Annotated in this window: 7 protein-coding genes; 5 read left to right on the forward strand and 2 right to left on the reverse strand. The window is 44.2% G+C overall.

Annotation, left to right across the window (positions count from 1 at the left end):
• Positions 1 to 68 precede the first annotated feature (68 nt).
• The 3 genes from K339_RS0121305 (at position 69) to K339_RS0121315 (ending at position 7,067) form a co-directional block, all read left to right on the forward strand.
• Positions 69 to 3,035 (forward strand): carboxypeptidase-like regulatory domain-containing protein, encoded by a 2,967-nt coding sequence (locus K339_RS0121305; RefSeq protein WP_169731884.1) that lies wholly within the window; start codon positions 69 to 71, stop codon positions 3,033 to 3,035.
• A gap of 288 nt (positions 3,036 to 3,323) precedes the next feature.
• Positions 3,324 to 4,316, forward strand: a complete 993-nt coding sequence (locus K339_RS0121310; RefSeq protein ID WP_028525416.1) for an aspartate-semialdehyde dehydrogenase — start codon at positions 3,324 to 3,326, stop codon at positions 4,314 to 4,316.
• A gap of 198 nt (positions 4,317 to 4,514) precedes the next feature.
• Complete coding sequence (locus K339_RS0121315) at positions 4,515 to 7,067, forward strand: M1 family aminopeptidase (protein ID WP_028525417.1); 2,553 nt, start codon at positions 4,515 to 4,517, stop codon at positions 7,065 to 7,067.
• An 87-nt stretch (positions 7,068 to 7,154) separates the two neighbouring features.
• Here the strand turns inward: K339_RS0121315 and K339_RS36150 are convergent, their stop codons facing one another.
• Complete coding sequence (locus K339_RS36150; protein WP_051398155.1) at positions 7,155 to 8,150, reverse strand: OmpA family protein; 996 nt, start codon at positions 8,148 to 8,150, stop codon at positions 7,155 to 7,157.
• 965 nt (positions 8,151 to 9,115) lie between these two features.
• Between K339_RS36150 and K339_RS0121325 the strand changes: the two genes are divergently transcribed.
• The gene (locus K339_RS0121325) at positions 9,116 to 10,114 is read left to right on the forward strand and encodes a serine hydrolase domain-containing protein (RefSeq protein WP_028525418.1); all 999 of its coding nucleotides are present in this window, start codon (positions 9,116 to 9,118) and stop codon (positions 10,112 to 10,114) included.
• Between the two features lie 288 nt (positions 10,115 to 10,402).
• Here K339_RS0121325 and K339_RS0121330 read toward each other — a convergent pair whose 3' ends face one another.
• Positions 10,403 to 11,374: a glycosyltransferase family 2 protein gene (locus tag K339_RS0121330; RefSeq protein WP_028525419.1), complete on the reverse strand. Its 972-nt coding sequence runs from the start codon at positions 11,372 to 11,374 to the stop codon at positions 10,403 to 10,405.
• 222 nt (positions 11,375 to 11,596) lie between these two features.
• On the opposite strand from K339_RS0121330, the gene K339_RS0121335 reads away from it, so the two are divergent.
• A complete protein-coding gene (locus K339_RS0121335) occupies positions 11,597 to 12,409 on the forward strand; it encodes an HpcH/HpaI aldolase family protein (protein WP_028525420.1) in 813 nt (270 codons plus the stop codon).
• Positions 12,410 to 12,413: the final 4 nt, after the last annotated feature.

Here is a 12,413-nt window from a genome sequence, read left to right on the forward strand (position 1 = left end):
ACGGTGTGAGAAACCAAACACACAGTGTGAGAAACCAAATACACAGTGTAAAAAACCAAACACACAGTGTGAGAAACCAAATACACGGTGTAAAAAACCAAACACACTGTAACCAAGCAAACAATGGCGTAAGCCAAATTCGTTTTGTTTTTTTGGCGTTAGCTTTCCTTTCGCTGCCTTTTTCCAGTGTTGCCCAAACCCTCACGGGAAACATCATTGACGACGCAACCAATCAGCCCCTGCCTTTTGTAAATGTTTTTATCAGCAACACCACCAAGGGTACGCAAACTGATGTAAAAGGGAATTTTACGCTGCGGGTCCAGACTTCGGGCTACGTCAAAGTGGTGGCGTCGATGGTGGGGTTTAAATCGTTTGAACAAGAAGTTGTTTTACGTCCCGACGAAACCCGCCGTTTTTCGATTCGACTCCAGCCTGACACTCGTTTTTTGGCGGAAGTCAAGGTGGCTGGCAAACGCGACAAACAATGGAAGCGGCTGTACAAAGACTTTCAACGTGAGTTTTTGGGACGTACCAAAAACGCCCGAAACTGCGAAATCAAAGACCCATATTTCATTGACTTGAGTCGAAAAAAACAAGTGCTTCATGCCACTTCATCACGCCCTTTTGAGATACACAACAAATCGCTTGGCTACGATATTGAATACCAATTAGAACAGTTTAATTCCACTACGACTAGCTACGAATTTAGCGGCAAGTTGTTGTATCGGGAAATGACGGCCAAAAATGAAGGCCAACAAAAAGAGTGGGAATTGGCCCGAAATGATGCGTATCGGGGCTCTATTTACCATTTTTTAAGGGCAGTAGCGCACAAAAAAAGTCAGTCGGAAGGCTTTCGGGTTTATCTGGATACGGACACCACAACGCAGCGAATTTCCCGAAATCGGTATTTTAGGAACAACCGCCTCCTTGAAATTAACCCCGATACGTTGGCTTATACCGATGTGGCTCTGCAACGCGTGATTTTACCCAACCGTAAGTACGAAATCCATTATCTCCATCGCCGCGACCCCCAAAGTTGGTATTTTGACCTCAACCGTGAAGTCACTTGGCTGACCATCAAAGGGGCAGCTTTTGCCTTTTCGTACGATGGTATTCCTGAAAATTCGTACCAAATTGCCACAAGCGGTAGCATGAGTAAAAAACGCATTGCGGATTTACTTCCCAACGACTACCAGCCCAACGACAGCCTTTCGTCGGCCCCGCTGGAGCAAGCTGGGCTTATTCCGAATTTTCAGAAACAAGAAAAATTTTTGCTTCAACTCTCTCAATCGCACTTTGCACTGGGCGACACACTTCGCTATCAAGTAGAGGTTATTGATGCTACTTCCCACCAATTTGTGCCCCAAACCATTGTGTATCTTGCCATTCGTAACGAAAATAAAGTAGTTTGGCAACAACCTTTATGGATAGAAAACGGGCGACTTTCGGGACATTGGGTGGTTCCTGATTCATTGCAGGGAGGTACTTATCAACTAATTGCGTACAACAACTGGGCAAGGCATTTTGACGAGCGTTTTTGGGGACGAACATCCTTTCAAGTCATCGATGCTTCTGTTTTATCTGCACAAAACGATTCGACCAACGTGGCATTTTTTCCTGAAAGCGGGCATTTGATAGCAGAACTGCCCAATCGAGTTGGGGTTCGTAGTTTTACCAAATCGGACGCTCCTGTCGCGGTTGATGGTTGGGTACTCAACGCCACCAACGATACCCTGATGGCATTTAAAACCAATGCAGAGGGGTACGGAAATTTCTTTATCATGCCTCCCTCTACCCAGCCTCTTCGCGCTAAATTAAGCAATGGAAACGACGTCATTCTCCCCATTATTCGACCCAAAGGCTACGTCATCAACGTTGATGTACTGCGCGATACGGCGACTGTTATCATTAAAATTTACAACAACCTTTCAGCCCAAGAATGGAAACCGATGCGCCTGCTGATTCACTTACGCGGGCAAATTGTCTATGAGGCCATCGCTACCCCCAAGGGAAATCTGACCACCGCCCGCATTGCCAAAGAAGATTTGGAAGGAACAGGCGTTATGCAAGTAACCCTGCTCGACGCGCTCAATAATCCGATTGCCAGTCGCGCTTTTTATCATTTGTCCGACGACGATGATGTCTCTTTTCATTCTCAGCTTTTTGAAAGTGAATTAAGTGCTTGTTGTTTCGCCACAACCACCAACCTTGCCCGAACATTAGACGCGCTCTTACTCACGCATGACGTTCGTCCCTACAGTTCGTCGGATGCAACGGTGCTTGAATACGAATCAGGGCTCACAGTACGGGGAATGATTAAACAACCCAACGGACGTCCTGTAGCTAACAGTCCTGTAATTGGCCTTATCCAATCAGACTCAACCGCCCTGCATTTTCAAGCCTCAACTGACGTCGAAGGGAATTTTGCCTCGACTCCGATGTTGTTTTTTGGAGACACTAACATTACAATTCAAACGCAAAATGACAAAATCAAAAACGCATCCATTGCACTTGATACCAGATGGACGCCAATTATTCCTCAATGGTTTTGGCATCCCGTCCAGCACCTCAGTTCGTCGAAAAGAGATAGTTTAGCCCAAGTTTCAAGGCTACGCCATGCTGTTTCTACCACAACACAAACTTCTAAAGTTTCAAAAGACTTCCGACGCCCCTACCCCAAGGCCGATAGTACCTTGGTCATCGACAAATCAGACCATGCTTTTCCACTTTTACGCTTGTTGGGTGAATTTCACGGCCAAATCAAGCCCAAAACCGACGGAGTCTATTGGATAGAGCAAGGGGAAAAAGTGTCAACCCGAAAAGCTTTTTTGAGCATCGATGGGCTCCCTACCTCGTGGGAATCATTGCAAGCGCTTTCTGGGCAAGAAATTGACGCCATCGACATCATCAGGCATTTCCAAGCCTCCAACGAGCCCGCTACCCAAGGAATGCTCAACGTCGTTCTGAAGCCTAATAGTCAGTTTTGGACAGAACAAAATTTGAAACGTTTTAACGTCAATGGATTAATAAAATGACAAAAAAGCTCGTCAACTTTTAACTTTTTTGTAAAAAATCCATTATTTTCTTGACTTACTTCTGAGAAAGACCTTATTTTGCACCCACATTTTGAATCGTCACTGTGAACACAAAGAAATCTAAATAGACACGCGGAGCCTGATGGGATATTGACCCCAGCATGCCAGCGTGTTTGTCCAGATTCTTAACCTTCATGGTGACGATTTTTTTTTAGCCCCCATCCCCCAATAGGGGCTTTATATCACTTAAAAAGCACTCCCCTATTGGGGGCGGGGGGCCAAATCATCATGAAAATCGCAGTAGTAGGCGCTACCGGTTTGGTAGGCAGCGAAATCCTCAAAGTACTCGAAGAGCGTAACTTCCCAATCACTGAGTTGATTCCAGTAGCATCAGAAAGATCAGTAGGTAAACAGGTCACGTTCAAGGGTAAACAGTACACCATTGTTAGCTTTGAAGATGCAATTGCAGCAAAGCCAGCTATCGCTATTTTTTCGGCGGGTGGTGGAACTTCTTTGTCGCTTGCTCCTAAATTTGCGGAGGCAGGTATCACAGTCGTTGACAACTCATCGGCATGGCGGATGGATCCTACCAAAAAATTGGTAGTACCCGAAATCAACGCCTTCACGTTGACCAAAGAAGATAAAATCATTGCCAATCCCAACTGCTCTACCATTCAGATGGTGGTGGTTTTGAATCCATTACACAAGCGTTATGGTATCAAACGCGTAGTCGTTTCTACGTATCAGTCGGTAACGGGTACAGGTAAAGCAGCCGTTGACCAACTTTTTGCTGAACGTGCTGGAAATCAAGACGCTCCAAAGGTTTATCCTCACCCTATCGACCTTAACGTATTGCCGCACATCGACGTTTTCTTGGACAACGGTTATACCAAAGAAGAAATGAAGATGACCAACGAAACCAAGAAAATCATGATGGATGACAACATCGCCGTTACTGCTACGACGGTGCGTATCCCAACGATTGGTGGTCACTCAGAGGCGGTTAATATTGAGTTTGAAAATGAGTTTGACCTCAAAGATATTTACGAAATCTTGGGCCAAGCCGAAGGCGTGGTAATCCAAGACGACCCACAAAATAAAGTATATCCAATGCCTTTGACGGCACACGGTAAGGATGAGACGTTTGTTGGACGTATTCGCCGCGACGAATCACAGCCTAAAACCCTCAATCTTTGGATTGTGGCCGACAACCTCCGCAAAGGAGCCGCGACCAACGCTGTTCAGATTGCCGAGTATTTGGTAAAAAACGAATTGGTATAAGGTCAGACGATAGTCAGACCGGCAAAAGCGCCAGTCGAGTTACATCGATTGGCGCTTTTTTTGTGAATTGTTGCGTTGTTTCCAATACCTTTCCGAACTTTGCGTTATTATTGAATCTGTGATAACTCACTGTTTTTTTCTCATTTTCACAAATTACCTTTTTGACTTTCAACGTCCTAAAGACAAAGGATTGAACTAATGGTAAAACGAATCGCATTACTTTTATTTAGTTGTTTTATAGCATTTTGCTCATTTTCAAAGACAAATAACCCAACTGACACGCTGCGCAAAGCGCCTGTTTGGGTAGCAAAAAAGGGGCCAATCCGCCCAACCCGCACCCTTAAAAACGATATTTTACATACCCAACTCGACTTGCGCTTCGATTGGCTTCGTCAGCACGCGCTTGGGAGTGCGGTCATTACGTTTAAACCTTTTTTTTACCCCCAAAATACCCTTGAATTAGATGCCAAAGGCTTTGACATCAAAGGTATTTTCCAGCTAGATACCCTCAAGAAGTACGATTCGCTTCAGAAAAAGTACATCTACGAATACCTCAACGACCCGCTCGAATATACCTACGACAAGCGATTATTGACCATCAAACTCCGTCGTAAGTACTCGCGTTTTGACACGCTTCACGTACTCATCGACTACGTTGCCAAACCCAATGAACTTCCTGCGGGAATTGTGGGCACAAAGGGCGACAAAGGGCTTTATTTTATCAATGCCGACGGATTGGACGAAGGCAAACCACAACAGATTTGGACGCAGGGAGAAACCGAATATAATTCTTGCTGGATGCCAACGGTCGATAGTCCCAACGAAAAGATGACCCAAGACATTCGGCTGACGGTCGAAAAACGCTTTAAAACGCTTTCCAACGGTAAACTTATTGAGTCTCGCCTCAACGCTGATAGTACCCGCACCGACCGCTGGGTACAAAAACTCCCACACGCACCTTACCTCGCAGCCTTTGTTGTGGGCGATTTTGCGGTGGTAAAAGATACCATCCGCAATGGCCTCGAACTGAGCTATTACGTAGAACCCGAATATGGGCCACACGCCAAAGCCATTTTTGGTCGTACCCGCGAAATGATTGATTTCTTTGAAAATAAGTTTGGCGTTGAATTTCAGTGGGATAAATACGCCCAAATCGCCGTTCGCGACTTTGTGGCGGGTGCGATGGAAAACACGTCCATGACCGTCCATGCCGAAAATGTCCAAACCGATACCCGTGCTTTGCTAGATGGAAACTCTGACGACGTCATCGCACACGAACTGATGCACCATTGGTTTGGAAATTTGGTCACTTGTGAATCGTGGGTGCATTTGCCGCTCAACGAGGCGTTTGCCAATTATTCAGAATACCTCTGGAACGAACATAAACTCGGCACCGAACAAGCTGATTTTTGGGCACAAGGCTCTTTGCAGCAATATTTGGGCGAGTCGGAGCAAAAACAAGAACCCCTCATTCGGTACAATTACACCGACATGGAAGACATGTTCGACAACCATTCGTACGCCAAAGGAGGATTGGTACTGCACATGCTTCGCAAGTACATTGGCGACGAAGCTTTTTTTGCCGCCACGCGCAATTACCTCATTCGCTACGGATTTGGAACCGCCGAAGTGAACGATTTACGGGAGTCATTTGAAGAAGTAACGGGTGAAGACTTGAACTGGTTTTTCAATCAGTGGTTCTTATCACCAGGCCATCCGACATTGAAAGTAGAAAAATCGTACGACGCCGACAAAGTGACGCTCAAAGTCACTCAGTTACAGGACTCGCTCTATACCCCGATTCACCGTTTACCCCTCAAGGTAGATGTCTGGGTAAATGGGCAAAAAGAAACCCACGACATTGTTGTCAACAAAGCAAAACAAACGTTTGAAATTCCAGTAAAACAGCGCCCTGATTTGGTGGATTTTGACGCCGAGCGGCAACTACTGGGCGAGATTAATTACGAAAAATCAAAGCCTGAATTAATCTTTCAGTACCAGCATTGCGATAAATACCTAGCTCGCTATGAGGCCATTACGGGCTTAGAAAACCAACTCGCCGACTCCACCGTGCGCCAACTCATGATGAAAGCAATGAGTGATAAGTTTTGGAAAATCAGACAATTAGCCGTTTCCAACTTCTCCGAATACGATGGTTTGCAGTTTAATGAAGTTGAGCGACTTGTCCAAAGTAAAGCCCGCGTAGATGCCCACCCCCATGTACGCATGGAGGCTATCATTACGCTGGGTTCATTTGGGGACAACTCCAACGACCCGCTTTTCCGCGAAGCCCTCAACGACAGCTCGTATCAAGTGGTGTCGGCAGCACTCGATGCCTACCTCATCGGAAAGCCCGACGACGCGGTTGACGTAGCCAAACGCTTTGAAAACGCCCCTAACAGCGAAATCGTGACGGCCGTGGCCAATTACTACGCAGGCTTGGCTAAACCAGAGCAGTACGACTGGTTTATCACGAAAATGAAGCGTTTAAAATCGGCGGAGATATACAATTTTTTGCAAGTGTTTGGAAAATACCTCATCAAATCAGACGGTCCAGTGCAGCGAAAAGCCCTTCCAATGCTCGAAACCATGGCCCGCAACGACCCTGCTTATTTTGTGCGGTTTGGGGCGTATCAAGTACTGGGACTTCTGACTGACATTGAAGGCGTAAAAGCCATGCGAAAAGACATTCGGAATACCGAACGCGACCCTAAATTGAAAGATATGTACGGGCAGTTTGGGGAATTTTAAGTTTTTTCACGCAAAGTATCCACAAACGCATTGAAAAGAAAGTAGCCTCGCTGAGGCTACTTTCTTTTCAATGCGTTCAACCTGTTACTAAAGGACTTTTAGCTCCACTCGACGATTTTTCACTTTGTTGTCTTCCACGTCGTTTGACACCGCAGGCGCAGCTGCTCCCTTCCATTCTACCACCAATTGACTCGTCGAAACGCCCTTTTGTTCCAAATAGCTCGCTACTACTTTGGCGCGGTACTCCGACAAAATGAGATTTTTATCAGATTCCCCCACGTTATCGGTATGGCCTGTGATTTGGAGTTTGGTCTGTGGTTGAGCAAGTAAGGCTTTACTTATCGCATCCAAACTCGTTTTCACCTCTTCACTCAACTCATACGTGCTCTGTGAAAAGTACAAAACTTGGTCAGTTAATGCCATCGCTGGCGGTAAAAGTGATTCTTCTGGCTGGGGAATAACTTCGATAAAATTAAGCCCATCCTTCATCTCAAACTGCTTGAAAAATAGCTTCTTGCCTTCTGGCGTTGTTGATTTGTATTCGTAAGTACCTTTAGCTAATGGAAAAGGAAGACTGGGCCAATGCTTACCTTTATTGTATTCTTTACGGTAATTCGTATTTATCATATAATACGAAGAATTATTTTTCGTAATTGAATGATTGACATCCATTTCATCGGGCAATTGGAAAGACACCAACAATAGTTGTGTAAGGGTCCCAGAAACTTGAAGCGAGTCTTTATGCACCATTTCTGGCATCACTGGAAATGTAGCATGACTCGAAATTTTGCCGATAAATGTAACAGGAAGTGTCTGGGATTGATATCCTTCTGATTCAAACGTCAGAAATTGGGTAGAGTCTGGTACTACAATCTCATACACTCCGTTGGCATTGGTCTCGTACGTCATCTTTTTCCCAGACTTAAACACCGCCCGAATGGTGCTTTTCCTGAGAAAATCTTTCGAGGTATTGTCGCGAAAACTTCCGACAATGCGCACCGAGTGGTTTTCCACTTGGGCAACTTCCTGAGTACCTCCACTAGCGTAAAGGCTACAAACCAAACTTAGCAAATAAGTAATCATCGTTCTTGTAGTTTAAATATTCATTTATATGCAAGAAAGCTATATAATTCCACAATTTAACTACAATATCCGTTTTTTTACAAAAAAATGCGAGAGTGAATCCCACATTGCTGCAAGTGAAGGCAGATTCTCAAATCTGACTCCCAAGGTTTCTCAAAACCTTAAAACATTCAGTTGGAAGCAACCTCAACGGCTGGTTATAAGTAACCAACCGCACGTGAAGACAGATTCTCCAATCTGACTCCCAAGGTTTCTCAAAACCTTGTTTCATTTGGTTGAAAGCAACCTTAACGGTTGGTTAGAAGTAACCAAACGCACGTGAAGGCAGATTCTCAAATCTGACTCCCAAGGTTTCTCAAAACCTCAAAACATTCGGTTGAGAGCAAACTCAGCCGTTGATTAGAAGTAACCAACCGCACGTGAAGGCAGATTCTCAAATCTGACTCCCAAGGTTTCTCAAAACCTTGAAACATTCGGTTGAGAGCAACCTCTGCCGTTGGTTAGAAGTAGCCAACCGCACCTGAAGGCAGATTCTCAAATCTGGCTCCCAAGGTTTCTCAAAACCTTGAAACATTCGGTTGGGAGCAACCTCAGCGGTTGGTTAGAAGTAACCAACCGCACGTGAAGGCAGATTCTCAAATCTGACTCTCAAGGTTTCTCAAAACCTTAAAACACTCGGTTGGAAGCAACCTCAACGGCTGGTTAGAAGTAACCAACCGCACGTTAAAACCCTATTTGTGCGGATACTAAGTAGTCAGGAGTTGTTATGCTGCTTGCATTTTTCGTTGGCGCATATTGTATTGTTTTTTAGGGTTCATCTAAATAAAAATAGCTAAATCATTTATTTTAAAGGGGGTACAATAATTACTTGGAAATTAGTGAGGACTTGTCTATCTTTCAAATAAAGACGCAATAGTTGCGTCTTTATTTGAGTTAGCGGCAAGCAAAAACAACAAAACCATAAAATGACACGAACTGAAGAGTTTATAGATAAGATTACAACCATTCTTAAAATTTTGCCAGTTCACACGGAAGTCTCTATTTCTGTGACAGAAAATAATACGACAACTTATTATGGATTAAAAAATGAAGGAGAGGAAATTTCTTATCCAAATAATAAAACATCGGCATTTGAAATAGGCTCTGTTACTAAATCTTTTACAGGGAATATACTAGCTCAATTAATAGTTGAAGGTAAAGTAAGTCTTGACGACCCAATTTCAGATTTCCTTCATTTTGAACTAAAAGATAATCCAGCTATAACGTTGAAACAATTAGGTATGCATACCTCTGGGCTTCCGAGAATGCCAATTGGTTATGACGATAGAAGAAATTTCATTAAAGAAAACCCTTTTAGTAATTATTATGAAGAGGATTTAATAAGCTATTTAAAAAATGACCTTAAAATGGAATCACAGCCTGGAGAAAGGGTAATGTATTCAAATTTAGGCTTTGGTTTGCTTAGTTATGTTCTGTCGAGGATTCAGGGAGAATCATTTGCAGAAATAGTTGAAAAGAGAATTTTCAAGCCATTGAAAATGCAGCATTCGGCATTTAGCATTAATAGGATTTCTACAAAAGTGATTAATGGCTTGGATAAAGAAGGGAATTATACACCCCATTGGGACGGAGGAATTCTTGATGGTTGTATTGGTATTATTTCCACCTCCGAAGATTTAGCAAAATTTGCAATGGCAACTTTAGATGTGAAGAATAAAACGACTGACCTACAAGTTTCTAATGCTGTTTTGGCTAAACCAGATGTTTATTCGGCAATTGGTTGGGTGTTGGTAAAATCTTCTGAAACGGAGTCTATTTTAAAAATAAATGGTGGAACAGCAGGTTCTTCCTCTTCCATTTTTCTCAATCGCCAAAACCCAAAAGCATTAACCTTCTGCTCTAATATTCATCCCGATACTTATATGGATATAATAGAACCATTATGTTCCGAGGTTGTGAAATAATTTTTGGACAGCCCATTGACTGCTGCCAGCCGCTAACAAAAATATTAATGCAAACAGGGCTGAGACTACAGCACGTGAAGGCAGATTCTCAAATCTAACTCCCAAGGTTTCTCAAAACCTTGAAACATTCGGTTGGGAGCAACCTCAATGGTTGGTTAGAAGTAACCAACCACACGTGAAGGCAGATTCTCAAATCTGACTCCCAAGGTTTCTCAAAACCTTGTTTCGCTCGGTTGAGAGCAACCTCAAAGGTTGGTTAGAAGTAACCAACCACACATTTGCCGCACGTTAAAGCCCAATCTGTTCCGACACCAGGTAGTCTGGCTGTTTCACGGTATGCTGTTTCACCATCATTTCTCCCAAAAATCCTGCTAGGAAAAGCTGAAACCCTATGACAATCGCAACCAATGCCAAGTAAAACAGTGGATTTTCGGTGACATTTCGATAGGGCTCGTGCGTGTAAATCAGATATAGCTTCTTGATAATCAATGCCGTCGTTATCAAAAAACCAATCAAAAACGAAAGCGTTCCCCACAATCCGAAGAAGTGCATGGGGGCTTTGCTAAAACGATGTACAAACGTGATAGAGAGCAGGTCTAAAAAGCCATTGACAAAGCGTTCGAGCCCAAACTTCGTGCTTCCGTATTTACGTGCGCGGTGTTGCACTACTTTTTCACCAATTTTACGGAACCCACTCCACTTAGCCACCACGGGAATATAGCGGTGCATTTCGCCGTAAAGCGTAATGTTTTTAACAACGCGCTGTTTATAGGCTTTCAATCCACAGTTAAAATCGTGAAGATATACCCCTGAAATACTGCGCGTTACGGCATTAAAAAGTTTGGTAGGCAAGGTTTTGCTAAGAGGGTCGTAGCGCTTTTGTTTCCAGCCCGACACCAAATCGTACCCATCTTCCGTAATCATTCGGTACAGTTCAGGTATTTCGTCAGGGCTATCTTGGAGGTCGGCATCCATCGTAATCACTACTTTGCCTTTTACCACCTGAAAACCCGTTTGCAAGGCGGGCGTTTTGCCGTAGTTGCGGTTGAAACGAATCCCTTTGATACTTGGATTATCGACCGCCAATTTTTGAATAATTGACCAAGAATCGTCAGAACTTCCGTCGTCGATAAGCAACACTTCGTAGCTAAATTGGTGCTCATCCATCACGCGTTTTATCCACGCAGTAAGTTCAGGTAGAGATTCTTCTTCGTTGAAAAGTGGTATAACCACCGATATATCGAGGGCTTCGTCAGGCATACTGTCCAAAATCATTTGTGTATCTCGAAGCAAAGCTACAAATTCTTTCGGTGCTTCCATTGTCTTTTACAGTTATTGATGTTGCTCACCTTCGGTGAATAAATTACCTTTTCCCAATAAACGTGCCAAAATAGATTCTCATATAAATAGCCTCATCCTTTGCCCCAAACGTATTACTTCTACCGTTGTTATTAAGAAACACTTCCTTTTCAGATTCCAACCATGACCCTTAACTTACTCCAAAAACTACAAAACGGCCAAAATGTCTATGGCACTTGCTTTACGTCCACCTCGCCCATGTGGCCTGCTGCGCTCAAAAAAGTAGGGCTTGATTTTGTTTTTATTGATACCGAACACATTCCGCTAGACCGTGGTGAATTGGCCAAAATGTGCCAAATTTTCCGCGCCTTGGACATAACGCCCATCGTTCGTATTCCCAGCCCCGACCCATTTTTGGCGTGCCAAGTGATTGACGGCGGCGCGCTGGGAGTGGTAGCACCTTATTTGGAATCAGTCACCCAAATTCGCGAATTAGTAGGTGGCGTAAAGTACCGCCCGCTGAAAGGCGAAGTACTGCACCAATACCTCCACGAAGGCGCAGAAATGCCTGCCGAACTCGCACAGTATATTGCCAACCACAACGCCGCCAACATTTGTATTGCCAACATCGAAAGTGTGCCCGCCCTCGAACGCCTCGACGATTTGCTGTCGGTCAAAGGCTTAGATGCGGTGTTCATTGGCCCGCACGATTTGTCGGTGAGTTTGGGCTTGCCCGAGCAGTACGACCATCCCGTTTTTGAGGAGGCCGTTCGTACCATCATTCATAAAACCCGCGCCCATGGATTATCGATTGGCATTCATTTTTCGCTGGAACCTGAACGCCAAATCAAATGGATCAACGAAGGTGCCAATATTGTGGTGCATAGTTTTGACATTGCGCTGTTTACGCAGCGCCTCCGTCATGACCTTTCGGTGATTAAACAAGCCGTTGGAGACGCCGTCCAATCCGATACTTCCCCCAATCTTGTCATTTGATTAA

Origin of the sequence: Runella limosa DSM 17973 (assembly GCF_000482465.1) — a bacterium.
Classification (GTDB): Bacteria; Bacteroidota; Bacteroidia; order Cytophagales; family Spirosomataceae; genus Runella; species Runella limosa.

Excerpts from the sequence above, each read along its gene's own strand:
- K339_RS0121310 (WP_028525416.1), top strand. The coding sequence starts at position 3,324 with ATGAAAATCGCAGTAGTAGGCGCTACCGGTTTGGTAGGCAGCGAAATC.
- K339_RS0121315 (WP_028525417.1), top strand. The coding sequence starts at position 4,515 with ATGGTAAAACGAATCGCATTACTTTTATTTAGTTGTTTTATAGCATTT.
- K339_RS36150 (WP_051398155.1), bottom strand. The coding sequence starts at position 8,150 with ATGATTACTTATTTGCTAAGTTTGGTTTGTAGCCTTTACGCTAGTGGA.
- K339_RS0121325 (WP_028525418.1), top strand. The coding sequence starts at position 9,116 with ATGACACGAACTGAAGAGTTTATAGATAAGATTACAACCATTCTTAAA.
- K339_RS0121330 (WP_028525419.1), bottom strand. The coding sequence starts at position 11,374 with ATGCCTGACGAAGCCCTCGATATATCGGTGGTTATACCACTTTTCAAC.
- K339_RS0121335 (WP_028525420.1), top strand. The coding sequence starts at position 11,597 with ATGACCCTTAACTTACTCCAAAAACTACAAAACGGCCAAAATGTCTAT.